Origin of the sequence: Neptuniibacter sp. 1_MG-2023 (genome assembly GCF_030547185.1) — a bacterium.
Lineage (GTDB): Bacteria > Pseudomonadota > Gammaproteobacteria > Pseudomonadales > Balneatricaceae > Neptuniibacter.
The window spans coordinates 293,551-309,758 of the sequence record NZ_JAUOQR010000001.1 but is presented as its reverse complement, the minus strand read 5'-3'; the positions used below and the strand labels follow the sequence as shown (position 1 = coordinate 309,758).

The following is a 16,208-nucleotide window of genomic DNA, read 5'->3' as shown; positions in this document are numbered from 1 at the left end:
ATGGTTGCTACAGAGGTGTGAAATGGACGTTTCCATTTATGATGGGAAAAAGCGCTGTTTCGGTAACAAACCGAATCAAAGCTATTATGCAGATTATCATGATAATGAATGGTCAGTTCCTGAGCGAAATGATCAAAAGTTATTTGAGATGCTGGTGTTAGAGGGGGCTCAAGCGGGACTGAGTTGGGATACGGTCTTAAAAAAGCGTGAGGGCTATCGCCAAGCGTTCCATCAATTTGATGTGCTGAAAGTAGCAGCGATGAGCGATGAGGAACTTGAAGCTTTACGCGAGAATGCAGCGATTATACGTAATAAGCTTAAGATCTACTCTGCACGCAAAAACGCTAGTGTTTTTCTAGCGATTCAACAAGAGTTTGGTTCTTTTGCTGATTACCTTTGGGCTTATATTGATCATAAACCTATTATTAATCACTGGAGTTCTTTTGAGCAGGTGCCGGTTACCACTGAAATAAGTGATCTCATCTCAAAAGATTTAAAAAAGCGTGGTATGTCTTTTGTTGGGTCTACTATTATTTATGCCTATATGCAGGCTATTGGTATGGTGAATGACCATCTAACCGAGTGTTGGTGTTATAAACGGGATCACTAATCTCTCTTTATGATTGGCGTATCTCTATCGTTTCTTAATCGCCTTTGACCACGTAGAATCGCAGTCCCTTTTACCTTATTAGTGCAGATCAGATGACAGACTTAGTCTCCTTACTTCAGCAAGCTTATCAAAATCGTGCCTCTTTACTTGAAACGCTTCATGCAGAAGAGACAAACTGTTATCGGCTTTTTCATGGTACGAATGAGGGTATGGCGGGCTTAACGGTTGATCGCTACGGCCCCCAACTTCTGATTCAAAGCTTTCATGATTCTCTAAATGAAACACAAGTTGCCGAGATAGAGGCATTTTACAGCGCACTGTTTTCTACGGAAGAGATCATTTATAACGATCGTAGTGCGAGTAACTCGCGTCGGCAGGATGCTAATGATAAACGTAGCTTAACGCTGGTAGGACAGGAGCTAGGGGTAAATTACCGGGTAAAAGGTAAACATTCAGGTCAAGATCCTTTTCTCTTCCTTGATATGCGCGTCGGTCGACGTTACATCAAGGCGCATGCTGCGAACAAAAGCGTGCTTAACCTGTTTTCATATACCTGTGGTGTAGGACTTTGTGCGGCGATTGCGGGTGCTGAAACGGTTGTAAATGTAGATTTTGCAGAACGCAATTTGGCCATTGGCCAAGAAAACTCAGAGCTTAATAACTTAAACTCAGAACAGATCAAGTTTATTCAAAGCGATTTTTTTACTGCAGTGAAGCAGTTTGCTGGTATCCCTGTTAAACAGCGCATTCGTCGTGGACAAAAGCCGCGTACCTTCCCTCGTCTGGAGCAACAGCAGTTTGATATAGTCTATCTTGACCCACCAAGATGGGCGAAAAGTCATTTTGGTACAGTTGATCTTATTCGCGATTATCCGAGTGTGCTAAAGCCCTCTCTATTAGCGACAAAAGAGGGTGGGACTCTTATATGCACAAACAACGTGGCTAAAGTCCCAATGGATGAATGGCTTGATGTGGTAAAACGTTGTGCTGAAAAAGCGGGTAGACCGATTCAGAATATAGAGCTCCTAACACCTGAGTCAGATTTCCCATCACCGGATGGTCAGTCGCCATTAAAGATAGCGGTGTTACATCTTTAGGGGCGCCATTGGTAACTTTTCAGTTTTATTTTACCATTGATAAAACTGATGCCTTCCTCTTCTAGTCGAAAGCGCTGGCGTTTATATGCTTCGCTTTCACTAGGGAAAGAGATCATCCCCTTTGCATTGATGACCCTATGCCAAGGCAGTTGAGTGTCTTTAGGTAGCTGGCTCAAGGTACGACCCACAGCTCTAGCCATACGCGGTAATCCCGCTAGTTCGGCAACTTGCCCATAGGTAGCGACATAGCCTTTAGGTATCATTGATACCGCTTGCCATATTCTCTCTTGATAGCTTGGTTCTGTATTTACTTCTGCGTTCATTTTTTGTTATCACCGCATAATATTTGGGATGATAATACCCGACTAAAATGATAGGGTAAAAGGACGTTATATGTAGGACGATTATTCAATGGCAACGCTGAAAACACTTAATTTTGATAACAGTTATCTTAGTCTACCTGAAACTTTTTATCAGCGGCTTCATCCTACACCGCTTAAAAATCCATTTTTAATTGGTTTTAATCCCGATGTTGCGCAGTTACTAGATATTGATCCTTGCGCTGTTAATCCTTCAGTCATTGCTGGTTATTTAGGCGGTGAAGAGCTTCTACCCGGCAGTGAACCTTTAGCGATGAAATATACCGGCCATCAATTTGGCGTGTATAACCCTGAGTTAGGTGACGGTCGAGGTTTACTATTAGGTGAGGTGGTTAACAAAAAAGGCGAACGCTGGGATCTACACCTGAAAGGAGCTGGAAAAACTGCCTTTTCTCGTTTTGGTGATGGTCGAGCTGTACTACGCTCAAGTATTCGTGAGTATCTCATTAGTGAAGCTATGCATGGCTTAGGTATTCCAACGACTCGGGCATTGTCATTGGTGGGTAGTGAAGAGCTAGCTATGCGTAATGGGATGATGGAACCCTGTGCAACGGTTTTACGTGTCACTCAATGTCATATACGTTTTGGCCATTTTGAACACCTTTACTATACCCGTCAGCATGATGAGCTTAAGGTTTTAGCCGACTATTGTTTAGAACGCTATTTCCCCGATTGTTTGCAGACCGAAAAACCTTATCTCTCTATGTATAAAGAGGTTGTGCAGCGAAGTGCTTCTTTGGTGGCAAAGTGGCAAGCATACGGCTTTGTTCATGCGGTCCTTAATACGGATAATATGTCGCTTATTGGAGAGACCTTTGATTATGGGCCTTATACCTTTATGGATCATTACAAGCCAGGCCATGTTGCAAATGGTAATGATCACCAAGGCCGTTACGCGTTTGCAAATCAACCTTCAATCATTCAATGGAATTTATCCTGTCTTGGGCAAGCCTTGTTACCTTTAATTGAGCGTGATGATGTAGTGGCTGTGTTAGATCAGTATCCAGAACATTATAAACAAGCAGAGCTGGCAGAGTTTAGAAAGCGTTTAGGGCTGCAGTTACAAGATGCCGCTGATGAAGAGCTAGTGATCTCATTGCTTAAGCTGTTTGCGCTTTATTCTGTTGATATGAACAGGTTTTTCCGTTGCTTATCGGATTTTGATGGTTCTGACGCTTCTACCGCTGCTCTAATGGCGTTGATTAAAGTACCAGCGGCTTTAAGTGAGTGGCTAATCGCTTATGAGGCACGTCTTGAGCAAGAGGTCGCCAGTTTTCCTATACGTCGTGCCCAGATGCGGGCGGTTAACCCTGAATATATATTACGTAATTATATGGCGGAAGAAGCGATTCGCACGGCCACGGAAGGGGACTTTACCTTGGTTCATGATCTGTTGATGTTACTGCGTAATCCTATGGATGAACGCACTGAATTTAGTCGTTTTTCTGCTGCACCACCTGAGTGGGCAGGGGGGATTTCCTTAACCTGTTCGTCATAAATGAAATTAATTGCACTTTTATTGAATAAAAGCGTTTTTTTTCGTTGACCAGAGCTTAATAAGCTTTATAGAATGGAAGTCGCTTGAAAGTAAGACGTATATTTATGCACACCATTACGAAGTCTTATCAGTACCTCGTCCTGTTTTTCATAAGTAATCGCAACACTTCTAGCACAATCCGTCTCTTATGAGGCAAAAAAAATTACTCTGAAAGAATAGGACTATCATTATGTCTACTACTGGTACAGTTAAATGGTTTAACGAAGAGAAAGGTTTTGGTTTCATCGAGCAGGAAAACGGCCCAGACGTTTTCGCTCATTTCTCTGCGATTCAAGGCGACGGTTTCAAAACTTTGACTGAAGGTCAGAAAGTTGAGTTCACTGTAACTCAAGGCCAGAAAGGCCCACAGGCTGAGAACATCACTAAGATCTAATTCTTAGTAAGTTCTAGTAAGAAAAAGCAAGGCTAAGGTCTTGCTTTTTTTGTGTCTGAAATTTGTAATAGACAGAGCTTCATTATTTATTTTAATGAAGAATATGCGGATCTAAATGTACATCCGTTATTTGATAGCCCAACGTAGTAACTCGGCCTGAATAGCGCTCTTCACCGGTCGAAGAAAATTCAAAATTATAAGAACGCCAGATTCTTATCTTGCCATCAGCTGCCCGTTTTAACCAAAAAGCACTTAGATTAATATTATCATCGAGTAACTGAAGATCTAGCTCTTTGCATTGTCTGCGAATACGATTGAGAGCGACCTCTTTTACTTTTTGCGATTGCCACCAATGATAAAAAAGGTAGGCAAATAAAGTCACGATGATTAGTGCTTGAAGATCTATATACATTGTTGCTAATTTCCAAAGCGCGTGTGGAACAAAATAAGAACCAAATTAAAAACATAGATTCTTTTGATTCTTACTTGTTTTACAATGAGTTGTATTACATTGCACGATTAATTTTATGTTGAGGCTCTACTTATGGTGTCGGTTTACCAGTTTATTCAAGAAAGCTGGCTCAATCTTTTGGCCTTAGTCTGGTTTTTAGTCTGCTTCAAAGGTTACATGTTTTATGCACGGCAAAAAAGCTATGAAACACCGTGCTTAGCCAGTCTGTTACATATGTACAGAAAAGAGTGGATGCTGAGAATGCTTACCCGTGAGGTACGAATCGCAGATACTACGGCGATTGCTAACCTTGAAAGAGGGGTCTCATTCTTTGCCTCCACGACGATGCTTATTCTGGCAGGTTTAATGACGGTTTTGGGATCTACGCAGCAAGTTATTGATGTTGTGTCTGATATACCTTTTGCGTCTAAAGCGACCAGTGGTGAGTGGGAACTTAAAATTCTGTTAATGATTACGCTGTTTGTATACGCATTTTTTAAGTTTACTTGGAGCCTTAGACAATACGGTTTTGTTTCGATTATGGTGGGTGGTGCCCCCTTGCCTGAAGAGCATGTTTCTGAGCTGCAAACCGAAGCTCATGCCAATCGTATTGCAAAAATGACCTCGATGGCTGCAAATAATTTCAATGTAGGTTTACGGACATACTATTTCTGTATGGCCATTCTTGGTTGGTTTATTAATCCGTGGATATTTATGGCGCTGAGTACAGGTGTTGTTTACGTATTGTATCGACGCGAGTTTAAATCATCGACCTTAAAAACTTTAATGATGAGTGCCGGTGATTAAAAAAGCTGAGCTTGAAGCTTGAAATGAATTTTCACGTCCCAATATTGTTTTCATAGGTTGCTTTGTTGTTTGTCAGCAAAGCACTGTTTCTTGTAATAATCGATATATTGGATAAGTGTTAATGACTACCGAAACTCGTACAGAAACTCATGGTTTTCAGACAGAAGTGAAGCAGTTGCTTCATTTGATGATTCATTCCCTTTATTCGAATAAGGATATTTTCCTCCGTGAATTGATCTCTAATGCATCAGATGCCGCTGAAAAATTACGCTTTGAAGCATTATCTAATGGATCCCTGTATGAAAATGATGGTGACCTTAAAATCAACATCAGTTTTGATAAAGAAGCGAAAACCTTAACGATTGAAGATAACGGCATTGGTATGAGCCGTGATGAAGTCATCGAACATCTAGGTACTATTGCTAAGTCAGGTACATCACAGTTCCTTTCTCAATTAACGGGCGACCAGTCTAAAGATAGCCAATTAATCGGACAGTTTGGCGTAGGCTTCTATTCTTCCTTCATTGTTGCAGACCAAGTTGAAGTGTTCACTCGTAAAGCGGGTTTGCCTGCGGCTGAAGGTGTGCACTGGGTTTCGGAAGGCGAAGGTGAATTTAGTATTGGCAATGTAGAGAAAGAGGGGCGCGGTACACGTATTGTTCTTCACCTTAAAGAGGGTGAAGAGAGTTTTGCGGATGGTTTTGCACTACGTGGCTTAGTCCGTAAATACTCTGACCATATATCTATCCCTGTTGTTATGCAGAAAGAAGCCACGCCTAATTTTGATGAAGAAGGCGAAGAGGAAAAAGATAAGGCTGTTGAGCTTGAAGATGAAACCGTGAACAGCGCTACTGCGTTGTGGACACGTAATAAATCTGATGTGACTGACGAGGAGTATCAGGAGTTTTACAAACATATATCCCACGATTTCGGGAACCCACTAACATGGGCCCATAACCGTGTTGAAGGGAATATGGAGTACACCAGCCTGCTGTTTGTTCCTGAGCGCGCACCTTACGACCTTTGGAACCGTGAAGCGCCACGTGGCTTAAAACTCTACGTGCAGCGTGTCTTTATTATGGATCAAGCGGATGAGTTTTTGCCGCTATACCTTCGCTTTATGAAAGGTGTAATTGATACTAAAGACCTTTCACTTAACGTCTCACGTGAAATCCTGCAGAAAGATGCAAACGTTGATAAATTACGCTCTGCTTTGACTAAGCGTGTTTTGGATATGTTGATCAAATTAGGCAAAAATGATCCTGAAAAATATGCATCTTTCTGGAAAGAGTTTGGTCAGGTACTGAAAGAGGGGCCTGCGGAAGATTATACTAACCGCGAGAAAATTCTTAAGTTAATGCGCTTCTCTTCAACTCATACGGGTAGTGAAGAGCAGAATGTATCGTTGGATGATTACATCTCCCGTATGCCTGAAGGTCAGGATAAGATCTACTTTGTGGTTGCTGATAACTACAACACGGCTAAAAATAGCCCGCACTTAGAGATCTTCCGTAAGAAAGGAATCGAAGTGCTGCTAATGACCGATCGTATTGATGATTGGATGATGAGCCAGCTGCATAACTATGATGAGAAGGCTTTCCAAGATGTAACTAAAGGTCAGCTTGATCTGGATGATACTCAGACTGAAGAAGAGAAGAAAGTTCAGGAAGAGGCGGCTAAAGAGCTTTCAGGGTTAGTTGAGCGCTTGAAAGCAAGCTTAGCTGACAAAGTAGCTGATGTACGTATTACTACTCGTTTGACGGATTCACCTGCTTGCTTAGTGTTAGGTGAGCAAGATATGGGTCTGCAGATGCGTCAGATTATGGAAGCAGCAGGTCAGGCGGTTCCTGATAGCAAGCCAACGTTTGAAGTAAACCCTGAACATCCGTTGATTGAGAAACTTGATAAAGAAGCTGATGAAGATCGCTTTGCTGATCTTGCTTTGGTTTTATTTGATCAGGCTGGTTTAGCTGCGGGTGCACAATTGGATGATCCAGCGACTTATGTTGCTCGTCTTAATAAGTTACTGTTGGAATTAAGCGCATAAGCTTAGTCACCATCAAACTTAAAAAAGCGGCTTTTATAGCCGCTTTTTTTATGGCACTAAGGTAAGCGGCACTTTATTTTATATACATTGCATGGTTTTCAATATGTGTGATTAAGTCTTTTGCGGTTGAGGCTTTATTGTAGAGTCAGCCTTAATGAAGTTAGATATCTAGTTGTGCTCAATGTTCAGACTGTTTAATCGGTTCGACCCCTTCTGCCATTACTATCAATCCTAGCCTTTTAGCTAAAGTGACAGTGAATTGACTTAAATAACTGAGTCCGCAATAACCTCTACCAAAATCATCAATCGCAATATGAATGCTTGCTTGAGTTAGGCTTTTGCTTATCATTGTTTCTTATTATCAATAGATTTTACGGCTACTTTTTGATTCAGGTTAATGGTTTCTTGGCGCTAATAGTTGAGTATTGGATCTGTGGAATTGGGTCGGATTTAGGACGGGCATTTTTTCGAGCAGGTTCATCATTTCAATTGAGGTAATCGTAATGGGTAAAACACTAGGGCTAATTAGTTTAGTGCTATTGTCATCTATTTCCTATGTACACGCAGAGGGTCAAGTTATTTATGATAAACACTGTAAGGGCTGTCATGTTGCGGGTGTTGGCGGGGCACCAAAACCCGGAGATAGTGCAGCATGGGAGCCGCGTATAGTGCAGGGCATTGATGTGATGGTACAAACGGTTGTTGTGGGCAAAGGCACTATGCCACCTAAAGGAACCTGTTTTGATTGTGATGAGGCGGCTTTGAAAGCGGCAGTAGAGTTGTTAATTGCAGAATGATAAACAGGGTAAATTACATACGTTGTGTATTGTTGAATCTTCTATAGCTGCAACCTGTAAGGTGGAGTCGTTGTTCAATACCTCTGTTGAGCGAAGAGTCCCTCAATCTATTACCGACTTTCCTGTAGCTAATGTTTTTCTCTCCTCATTGGCTGAATAGAGTGGCTTGGAAATAGTGGGTGGGCGGGCCTTATCATTGCTAAAATGCTAGAATTAGCAGTTGTGATTCCCTAGATGGAGAGTCGGGTAAAGTAGAGTGACTCTAAAAGGTAAGTTTTGCTTCCCAGGCAAGTTACTTAACCAGAGAATGGCGTAGGAGCTGTTGAAACAGCAAGAGGAAGCTTAGGCCTTTGTTGTAGTGTTAATCGTGGGGAAATAAGCCATTATCAGATTATTGCTCCACACGTGGAATTTCTCGCCTCGAGATAAAAATTCAACGCTAGGCGCTTTAGAGTAGATTTTAGTCGGTGACCCTGTGTTAATAGGGAAATAGTCTGTGCATTAGAGAGTGCGTTCATTCGGCCCGCTCAGTTCATCGTTTAAATGTGTATGTAATAAGGCTATATCTTGGTTTTTGTTCCAATATAGAAAAGACTTATGGTTTTGAGTCTAATTTGTCGTTCAAACTTCATATTCCTGATCTAAACTGAAGTGCAGAGTTTTTTATTCTAAGGGTTGTCTATGCGGTTACTGTTTGCCAGCGTATTTTTCATATTGTTAAGTGGCTTGGCTTCAGCTAAAGATACCATTGATGTTCGGTTATTGTGGAAGCATCAGTTTCAATTTGCTGGTTACTATATGGCTATAGAAAAGGGTTTCTATGCCGAAGAGAATTTAAATGTCCGTTTGAAAGAGTATGACTTTAATCTTGATCTAGTTGATGAAGTTATACAGGGTGAGAGCCAGTTTGGCATAGCGCGTACCTCATTGTTAATTGATAAAAATGCGGGAGCGGATGTGGTTGCGCTGTTTGCGGCTTATCAACAGTCTCCGTTAATGCTTTTGACTCGTAAAGATTCCAATATTCTTCTCTCTTCCGATCTGAAAAATAAAAATGTCATGATCACCAACGACGCTAAAAAGGTTGGAGAGATCATTGCGATGCTTTTGCAGGCGGGCATCACCGTTTCTGACTTTAATCAGCAAGAACATAGTTACAACCCCGAAGATCTTATTAATGGTAAAACCGATGCTATGGCATCCTATATATCGAATGAACCTTTTCACTTGGAAAAACAGGGAGTGGAGTACAACACCATACATCCTAAAGATTATGGTTTTGATATGTATTCAGATATTTTGTTTACTTCTAGGGAGTTTGTAGAAAAAAATCCTGAAATTACAGACCGTTTTTATCGCGCTTCTATTCGAGGCTGGCTTTATGCATTTGAGCATATAGAAGAAACGGCGGAAGTTATTTTTAAATATTATAACTCTCAAGATAAGTCTTTATCTGCGTTGATTTATGAGGGAGAAGAGCTTAGAAAGTTAGCCTTTGATCATAATGGTAATTTTGGCACGCTTTCGATCAATAAGTTTAATGAGATGGCGCAGGTATACCTGATTACAGGGAGTATTTTTTTAGGCTACGATTTCTCTGATTTTATCTACCGCCCGCTCAGTAATATGTATAGGTTAAGCCAAGCAGAGCAGAGCTATCTTGATGAAAACCCTAAAGTGAAAGTATGTGTTCATCCGGACTGGTATCCTTTTGAATCTTATTGGCAAGGGAAATATCAGGGCATACTTGCTGACTACCTACAGTTGATAATGGGTAATGTAGGTCTTGAGTATGAAATAGTCCCTTCCATTACTTGGAAGCAATCTTTGAAAAGTATTCGTACGGGAGGCTGTGACCTTTTGGCGGGTGCCATGCAAACGGTAGAGAGAAGTCAGTATCTTGATTTTACACGGCCCTATTTGAGCGTGCCTGCCGTTATTGCCGTGAAAACTGACGAAAATAAAAAATATTTACCTGAAATGACCTTAGGTGTCATTGATAAATCAGCTTTCCAAGAGATCCTATCCATTCGATACCCTAACCTTAAAATCTTAAGTGTAGATCATGTTGTTGAAGGACTGCGTTTGCTGCAAGCGGGCACTGTAGATGGTTTTGTAGGTGCAGATGCTAATATTGCTCATATAGCTAAAGAGTTTCAGATAGCGGACATAGCGATCAGTGATGAGCTGCGAGATAGCTGGGATTTTAGTATTGCGATAAGAAATGATATGCCTTATCTGCAGAGTATTTTAAATAAATCGATTGCGAAAATAACCCCTGAAGAGCGGGATGCAATTATTAACCGTTGGTTGGTCGTTGAGTATAAACATACGGTTGATTACACCATTATTTGGATTGTAATAGGTGTGAGTGTAGTACTTGCTTTGTTGGGATTATACCGCTACATCCAAGTGATATCCTACAACAAGATGTTAAAAACAATAGCAGAAAAGGACGCATTAACCGGTATATTTAGCCGTCATAAACTACGCTCTGAATTGGAAAGCTTTACTGAATTGGCTAAGCGCCATAATTGGTCACTTTCAGTAATCTTTTTTGATATTGATAATTTCAAACAGATAAATGATAGTTTAGGCCATGATGTTGGCGATAAAGTACTGTTGGCGTTATCTAAATTGATTAGTAAGATGACTCGCAAAACGGATCGTTTTGGCCGTTGGGGCGGCGAAGAGTTTTTGTTTTTGATGCTTGAAACGGATCTTGATAAAGCGCATAAAATAGCAGAAAAGTTTCGATTAGAGATCTGTCAGCATCAGTTTGGATTACCTATGCCGGTAACCTGTAGTTTTGGCGTAGCGCAGTATAAGCATAATGAAAGTATTGAGCATTGGGTTAGTCGCGCAGACAAAGCGATGTATCAGGCCAAACATGAAGGGAAAAACTGTGTACGGGTTAGTTAAAAAACGAGCAGTATAGATAACTGCTCGTTTTAGGTGTTTTTGTATCAAACTTATTTAATCGATCAAGCCGTAATCGTTACGTAAAATCTCGATAATTTCTGCTTTCGGGTTTTCTGAAAGTGTCAGAGGTTGGCCAATGATTTTTTCTGCGATACCTACATAAGTTTCAGAGACCTTCATTAATAAGGCTTCAGGTAAGGCATTATCTTTAGCTAGAGCATAACGCTCATCCATACGCTCTTTATTTAAAAGAATATCCGGATCGGGGAAGTAGTTAAGCAGTTCTTGACGGAAAACCTCTTTAGAGTTTTCAACTACTTTGCCTTCGCGATAGGAGGGACCATCCCATATACGTGATGAATCAGGTGTACCGACCTCATCCATGTAGATCAGCTTTTCCTTACCCGCAGCATCCGTTACATAACCGAATTCGAACTTAGTATCGACAAAGACCTGATCAATCTCCGCAAGTGCGTTACTGATAACATCGAAACCCTCTTTGAGTAGTTTCTCATATTGGGCGATATCATCTGGGCTACGGAATTTGAAAGCTTCGTGATTATTGCTGATATCATCGCGTGTGATATTTACATCATCTACTTCAGGTACACCAGGAATGCCGGTAAGGATGCCTTTAGTTGATGGGGTAATAAGAAGCTCAGGTAGCTTTTGGTCTTTATTTAAGCCGTCAGCAATTTTAATCCCACAAAACTCACGCTCGCCTTTTGCATAAGAGCGCCACATCGATCCAGTGATATATTGACGACAGATCGCTTCGATCATGACAGGTCTTGCTTTTTGTACGATCCAAACAAAAGGGTGTGGAATATCTAATATATGGCTATCTGCAAGACCATGTTCACGGAAGAGTTTGAACCAGTGGTTGGATATAGCGTTTAAGGCTGCCCCTTTGCCAGGCACGCCATTCATTCCGCCTTCGCCATGCCAGATACATTCAAAGGCTGAGATACGGTCACTAATAACCATAATAGCCAACGGCGCATCAGCCGCGACATCATAGCCTTTTTCTTTAATAAGGCGTTTGCTATCAGCTTCAGTTAACCAGTAAACCGAGCGAACTTTACCGCTATGAATCGGTTGATCTGTGCGAATAGGGAGATCGTTATTAACGGCCAATACTTTATCAGCAAGACTCATTGATATATGTCCTGTATATAATCTGTGAAATCAGTAAATGAGGGGCTTTACCAAGTTAAAGCCCGGGTTTAATCGGCATTACTTTTAAGAGTTAAACTGTTATGAATAGCGTTTAACATCACGTAAAAGTGAGCTCAAATCCAAATCTTGCATGTCTGCGAGTGCTTCCAAATCATTGGATGTTCGCGGTGGTAGCTTCGTGAGCCGCTCTCGTTTGGCGTCCTTGTCTCGAATTTTCTCTAATAGACTGTTCTGTATAGCGTCCAATTGCTCTGTAGATAATGCAGAGAGGCGACTGATTAATTCTTCTTCAGTCATATTTCTCGTTTATGCTCCGAAACAAAAAATCAAAAACAATCGGTAATTATACCAGAATTGTATGATCTTCGATCAAGTGGCATTTTAAATTTTATGCTGGAAACTTACCTTTCAATTTTACTGTGGGGTGAAATAGTTTTTCTCGATGGATGTTTATCTAATTAGTTCTAAGCCCTTTGTAATAGCTATGCGGGCTAGGTTTCATAAAATAAGACGGTAATGGTATATATGTTGTGGGTAGATAAACCAGATAATTAAATATAATAGCCTAAGTTGTCCGATAAAGATCCATGCTGGATCTAGCCTAACCTTTTGAGCTTTGATCTGAGTTGAGGGTGGAATTGCTTATAGGAACAGATCGCGGTTGACTGAGGTTATAACGCAATGAGCACAGCTTTTACCGTGAATACAGTCGCCTGCTGCTAGCTTTTCTAACTCGTCTATTTTTTTCTTTACCTGTATCTGTAGCTCTTTTGAGACTTTTTTCTCTTGCCTATAAATCTCTAAAAATAGATCAGCTTCAGAAAAATCAAATATTATAGGGGTGGTTTTAAGGTAGCAGCTGCTTAATGTAAAGCTGATCTGATTCTTTTCTAGAATGATTTGGGATTCTACCGCTGGAATACCCCTGAACTTGAATCCTTTCGGACTCATTTGATTAAGTATTGAATGGCATATAGGAGCGCACAGTTCATTGTCAGTGGCACCAAGGCTGGTGACAAAAATACTCATGGTGACGTCCTGTCTAAGATATAGTGATACCTTTATTCTAGGGTAGGTGAGCAAAAAGGGATAGTGAGATTAATGATAGTCAGGGACGGTCGGTTTTATGTGCGAAGGTTTTGAAGTATGTCTTTAAATTGATGCGGCTTTTTGACTCTCTAGAGCCCATTGTATAGCGTTATTTTGAGATTTTAATAAGTGATTTTCGTTGACTTGGCCAGAGAGTTTATCCCATTGATAATGAGAAAAACTGATCACATCGTTTAGCATAAGGCCGAGTTCACCTTCTCGATGTAGTAAAGCGTCACTAACCGCATCGCTTATAGGTATATGGTTACTTAACTCGATCATGGGAATAGAAAATAACGCGTCGGCTCCTGATAGTATGCCCATTAAGAAGGACAAACCTGGCTCTGAATTATAATATGATGCCATAGATTCGCACATCTTGGCGCGAATAAGCAGCTCACGACAGAGTTCGTCAGGTATATCTAAAGTGCCAGAAAGAGAGACAACGACTGCCCAGCGTTTCAATTCGGTTAGGCCTAGTAAAATAATTGCTTCATTGATCGTTGAGATCGACCGTTGTAATGAGAAAGTGGCTGAATTGACTATTTTTAATAAGCGCAGGGCGAGACGAGGATCTTTAGATATGATCTTTTCAAGGTCTTCGGGTGTTACATCAGGATTGTTTAGCTCAGATAGAAGCTCCATCATGACTAATTCACTACCACTTACTCGTTGCCCTTCAATAATTTCAGGATAAGCAAAAAAGTAGCCTTGGAATAACTTAAACCCAAGTTTACGAAAGCGATGAAACTCGACTATAGATTCGACCTTTTCAGCTAAGAGTGTAACCTTATATGGTGCTAGTTTTTCTAATGTATGAAACAGCGCTTTGCCTTTAAGATCGAGCACATCAATTTTTACAATATCAACTGTATCCATAATGGCTGCAAACTTATCGTTCCAAACGAAATCATCGAGGGCTATTTTGAATCCTTTTTTAGATAGCTCTCTGACTTTCGCGATTGTATCTTCGTTAATTGGAACATCTTCAACAATTTCTAGAACTACGTTATCAGCGGCGAAGCTGGGGAGTTCGTGGAAGAGAAGTTCTTCATTAACGTTCATAAAGGCTGGAAGAATACGCATTTGCCCTTTATGTAAAACGCCGGTGAATGCATTAATAAGTACTTGGCATGTGGCAGCGGTGGCATCAAAGAGCTCACCTGGAGGGCAGCCGTTAACATCGCGGTATAAGAGTTCATAACCGACTGTTTCGTAGTTAACATCTAATATTGGCTGTCTCGCTAGTAGAATTTCCTCAAGCACTGCTAACCCTCGTACGACCTAGATAAGTTATTACTTAATTAATGAAGTTACAGATGATAGTGGGTTCTTACAAGGAAAAAAAAGCCGAGCATGGGCTCGGCTTTTTTTCTTGCTAACAATTCAATTACTTTGCAATAGACTGTAGTTCAGTCATTGCAGCTTCGCGTGTTTCGTTCGCGATAGAGGTGAATGCTTCACCTTGGCCTTTAAGTAATTCGAAAAGCGCTTTGTTTGCTTCCATGTTGAACTTAATTAGCTCTTCTGGAGTTTTAAGCTCTTTAGCTTTCTCTGCTTCAGTTTTGAAGAAAGAAGTTAGCTGTTCGCCAGACTTTTTCTGCTGTTCAATAGATTTTGTGATCGCTGCAGCCTGCAAGTTCATTAGAGATTGAAGGGCATCGAATGATTTCTGAAAATCAACTGGGTTTGTCATAATAATTCTCCTTAAGGTTCTTGTGCGCTGCACAATATGGATTCTATTCTAGTCTGTTTTTTGACCAAGTCAACACTATTTTTGCTGCACTGCACAAAAATAAATTTTAGTTCCGAAACGAATAAAATTAAAGAGTTAGTTTAGAAGAATAATAGGAAGATATTAGGGGATGATGTATAGACCTTGGTTGAACAAATTGATCTAATTGGTTCCCCAATTAATGAACGCGAGTAGTGTAGGTCTATGGCCGGTATCGAAACGATTCTATCCCTCTTCATTCTTATAGGCCTTGGTTATCTGGGTAAGCGAACCGTTATGGCAGGGTATTCGTTAGCCCCACTCAACACGTTTGTTTATTATTTTGCGGTCCCCGCGCTGTTATTTAACTCTGTATATAAACTCTCACCGGATAGTTTATTTCAGCCTTGGTATCTGCTTGCTTTTCTTCTTGCCGCTACATTAACGGCTTTAACTGCCGTGTTTGGATGTGTTTTTTTCTTTAAAGAGAAAGATCGGGAGGTGTTAGTTTTTAGAGCATTAAACGGTACCTTTTCTAACTATGCTTATATGGGTATTCCTCTGGTTTTTGGTTTGCTGGGAGAGGAAGCTTATGGGGCGATGGTGAGCATTATCTTATTGGGTAATCTATTCCAGATTGGCGGCACTCAATTTCTTATTGAGAGCCAGCGTCAGGATGGTCGCGGGTTTAAGCAACTGTTGGCGATTCTGGATAAATCTCTTTTACGTAGCCCCATCTTTTTAGCAACGTTTTTTGGTGTTTTAGTTTCCGCATTAGCCCTTGAGTTCCCGGTTATTATTGTCAATGCTTTGGATCTGTTGGCACCTGCAACCGTACCGGTTGCTCTGTTTTGTTTAGGAGCAAGTTTGGAGTTTAAAGCGCTACAGCAAAGTAAAGCGGAGTTAGTATGGTTGGTGGTCGTTAAACTATTTATTCATCCGCTGCTTACCTTAGCTATTTTCCGGATGGCAGGGCTTAATGATCATAACTGGTTATTGGCTGCTGTTTTCTTAGCTGCGCTTCCTACTGGGGCCTTAGCGCATGTTATGGCGTTACGATATGACGTAAAGGAGAAGGAAACATCGCTTACAGTGGTGCTTTCTACATTAGCTTCAATTGTAAGCGTGTCTTTATGGGTAGGGTGGATGATGTAACTGTGAGTGGTTTTACAGTTACATCACCT

General features: G+C 40.9%; 17 protein-coding genes. 10 read left to right on the top strand and 7 right to left on the bottom strand.

What is annotated here, in order from left to right:
* Nucleotides 1–22: 22 nt before the first annotated feature.
* Entirely contained in the window at nucleotides 23–610 is a 588-nt protein-coding gene (locus Q4492_RS01450) for a DNA-3-methyladenine glycosylase I (protein ID WP_303415483.1), read from the top strand.
* Between the two features lie 92 nt (nucleotides 611–702).
* A complete protein-coding gene (locus Q4492_RS01445; protein WP_303415482.1) occupies nucleotides 703–1,707 on the top strand; it encodes a class I SAM-dependent rRNA methyltransferase in 1,005 nt (334 codons plus the stop codon).
* Here the strand turns inward: Q4492_RS01445 and Q4492_RS01440 are convergent.
* Nucleotides 1,704–2,030, bottom strand: coding sequence for an MGMT family protein (locus Q4492_RS01440; protein ID WP_303415481.1), 327 nt, complete (start codon nucleotides 2,028–2,030; stop codon nucleotides 1,704–1,706). The genes Q4492_RS01445 and Q4492_RS01440 overlap by 4 nt on opposite strands.
* Nucleotides 2,031–2,118: 88 nt before the next feature.
* On the opposite strand from Q4492_RS01440, the gene Q4492_RS01435 reads away from it, so the two are divergent.
* Together Q4492_RS01435 and Q4492_RS01430 are read left to right on the top strand one after the other, a co-directional pair.
* Nucleotides 2,119–3,585 (top strand): YdiU family protein, encoded by a 1,467-nt coding sequence (locus tag Q4492_RS01435; RefSeq protein WP_303415480.1) that lies wholly within the window; start codon nucleotides 2,119–2,121, stop codon nucleotides 3,583–3,585.
* 226 nt (nucleotides 3,586–3,811) lie between these two features.
* The gene (locus Q4492_RS01430) at nucleotides 3,812–4,018 is read left to right on the top strand and encodes a cold-shock protein (protein ID WP_368389427.1); all 207 of its coding nucleotides are present in this window, start codon (nucleotides 3,812–3,814) and stop codon (nucleotides 4,016–4,018) included.
* 91 nt (nucleotides 4,019–4,109) lie between these two features.
* Here the strand turns inward: Q4492_RS01430 and Q4492_RS01425 are convergent, their stop codons facing one another.
* Nucleotides 4,110–4,430: a DUF3301 domain-containing protein gene (locus Q4492_RS01425; protein ID WP_303415478.1), complete on the bottom strand. Its 321-nt coding sequence runs from the start codon at nucleotides 4,428–4,430 to the stop codon at nucleotides 4,110–4,112.
* Nucleotides 4,431–4,562: 132 nt separating this feature from the next.
* On the opposite strand from Q4492_RS01425, the gene Q4492_RS01420 reads away from it, so the two are divergent.
* From Q4492_RS01420 to Q4492_RS01400, 5 genes are all read left to right on the top strand, one after another.
* Complete coding sequence (locus Q4492_RS01420) at nucleotides 4,563–5,276, top strand: DUF599 domain-containing protein (RefSeq protein WP_303415477.1); 714 nt, start codon at nucleotides 4,563–4,565, stop codon at nucleotides 5,274–5,276.
* A gap of 121 nt (nucleotides 5,277–5,397) precedes the next feature.
* Nucleotides 5,398–7,323, top strand: a complete 1,926-nt coding sequence (htpG, locus tag Q4492_RS01415) for a molecular chaperone HtpG (protein ID WP_303415476.1) — start codon at nucleotides 5,398–5,400, stop codon at nucleotides 7,321–7,323.
* 503 nt (nucleotides 7,324–7,826) lie between these two features.
* A complete protein-coding gene (locus Q4492_RS01410; protein ID WP_303415475.1) occupies nucleotides 7,827–8,120 on the top strand; it encodes a cytochrome c5 family protein in 294 nt (97 codons plus the stop codon).
* Nucleotides 8,110–8,280 (top strand): hypothetical protein, encoded by a 171-nt coding sequence (locus tag Q4492_RS01405; protein WP_303415474.1) that lies wholly within the window; start codon nucleotides 8,110–8,112, stop codon nucleotides 8,278–8,280. The genes Q4492_RS01410 and Q4492_RS01405 overlap by 11 nt, the downstream gene beginning before the upstream one ends.
* Before the next feature lie 521 nt (nucleotides 8,281–8,801).
* Nucleotides 8,802–11,042: a diguanylate cyclase gene (locus Q4492_RS01400; protein ID WP_303415473.1), complete on the top strand. Its 2,241-nt coding sequence runs from the start codon at nucleotides 8,802–8,804 to the stop codon at nucleotides 11,040–11,042.
* Between the two features lie 54 nt (nucleotides 11,043–11,096).
* On the opposite strand, the gene Q4492_RS01395 is transcribed toward Q4492_RS01400, so the two are convergent.
* The 5 genes from Q4492_RS01395 to Q4492_RS01375 form a co-directional block, all read right to left on the bottom strand.
* Nucleotides 11,097–12,200 (bottom strand): phosphoribosylaminoimidazolesuccinocarboxamide synthase, encoded by a 1,104-nt coding sequence (locus tag Q4492_RS01395; RefSeq protein WP_303415472.1) that lies wholly within the window; start codon nucleotides 12,198–12,200, stop codon nucleotides 11,097–11,099.
* Between the two features lie 99 nt (nucleotides 12,201–12,299).
* Nucleotides 12,300–12,518, bottom strand: coding sequence for a hypothetical protein (locus Q4492_RS01390; RefSeq protein WP_303415471.1), 219 nt, complete (start codon nucleotides 12,516–12,518; stop codon nucleotides 12,300–12,302).
* Between the two features lie 345 nt (nucleotides 12,519–12,863).
* Nucleotides 12,864–13,250 (bottom strand): hypothetical protein, encoded by a 387-nt coding sequence (locus tag Q4492_RS01385; RefSeq protein WP_303415470.1) that lies wholly within the window; start codon nucleotides 13,248–13,250, stop codon nucleotides 12,864–12,866.
* 123 nt (nucleotides 13,251–13,373) lie between these two features.
* A complete protein-coding gene (locus tag Q4492_RS01380) occupies nucleotides 13,374–14,576 on the bottom strand; it encodes an EAL and HDOD domain-containing protein (RefSeq protein WP_303415469.1) in 1,203 nt (400 codons plus the stop codon).
* Between the two features lie 124 nt (nucleotides 14,577–14,700).
* Nucleotides 14,701–15,006 (bottom strand): hypothetical protein, encoded by a 306-nt coding sequence (locus Q4492_RS01375; protein ID WP_067863713.1) that lies wholly within the window; start codon nucleotides 15,004–15,006, stop codon nucleotides 14,701–14,703.
* Nucleotides 15,007–15,249: 243 nt separating this feature from the next.
* On the opposite strand from Q4492_RS01375, the gene Q4492_RS01370 reads away from it, so the two are divergent.
* Nucleotides 15,250–16,179, top strand: coding sequence for an AEC family transporter (locus Q4492_RS01370; protein WP_303415468.1), 930 nt, complete (start codon nucleotides 15,250–15,252; stop codon nucleotides 16,177–16,179).
* Nucleotides 16,180–16,208: the final 29 nt, after the last annotated feature.

What these genes read in the sequence shown, in the direction of transcription:
- Q4492_RS01410 (WP_303415475.1), top strand. Translation starts at nt 7,827, where the DNA reads ATGGGTAAAACACTAGGGCTAATTAGTTTAGTGCTATTGTCATCTATT.
- Q4492_RS01385 (WP_303415470.1), bottom strand. Translation starts at nt 13,250, where the DNA reads ATGAGTATTTTTGTCACCAGCCTTGGTGCCACTGACAATGAACTGTGC.
- Q4492_RS01435 (WP_303415480.1), top strand. Translation starts at nt 2,119, where the DNA reads ATGGCAACGCTGAAAACACTTAATTTTGATAACAGTTATCTTAGTCTA.
- Q4492_RS01420 (WP_303415477.1), top strand. Translation starts at nt 4,563, where the DNA reads ATGGTGTCGGTTTACCAGTTTATTCAAGAAAGCTGGCTCAATCTTTTG.
- Q4492_RS01450 (WP_303415483.1), top strand. Translation starts at nt 23, where the DNA reads ATGGACGTTTCCATTTATGATGGGAAAAAGCGCTGTTTCGGTAACAAA.
- Q4492_RS01425 (WP_303415478.1), bottom strand. Translation starts at nt 4,430, where the DNA reads ATGTATATAGATCTTCAAGCACTAATCATCGTGACTTTATTTGCCTAC.
- Q4492_RS01400 (WP_303415473.1), top strand. Translation starts at nt 8,802, where the DNA reads ATGCGGTTACTGTTTGCCAGCGTATTTTTCATATTGTTAAGTGGCTTG.
- Q4492_RS01395 (WP_303415472.1), bottom strand. Translation starts at nt 12,200, where the DNA reads ATGAGTCTTGCTGATAAAGTATTGGCCGTTAATAACGATCTCCCTATT.
- Q4492_RS01390 (WP_303415471.1), bottom strand. Translation starts at nt 12,518, where the DNA reads ATGACTGAAGAAGAATTAATCAGTCGCCTCTCTGCATTATCTACAGAG.
- Q4492_RS01375 (WP_067863713.1), bottom strand. Translation starts at nt 15,006, where the DNA reads ATGACAAACCCAGTTGATTTTCAGAAATCATTCGATGCCCTTCAATCT.
- Q4492_RS01445 (WP_303415482.1), top strand. Translation starts at nt 703, where the DNA reads ATGACAGACTTAGTCTCCTTACTTCAGCAAGCTTATCAAAATCGTGCC.
- Q4492_RS01440 (WP_303415481.1), bottom strand. Translation starts at nt 2,030, where the DNA reads ATGAACGCAGAAGTAAATACAGAACCAAGCTATCAAGAGAGAATATGG.
- htpG (WP_303415476.1), top strand. Translation starts at nt 5,398, where the DNA reads ATGACTACCGAAACTCGTACAGAAACTCATGGTTTTCAGACAGAAGTG.
- Q4492_RS01370 (WP_303415468.1), top strand. Translation starts at nt 15,250, where the DNA reads ATGGCCGGTATCGAAACGATTCTATCCCTCTTCATTCTTATAGGCCTT.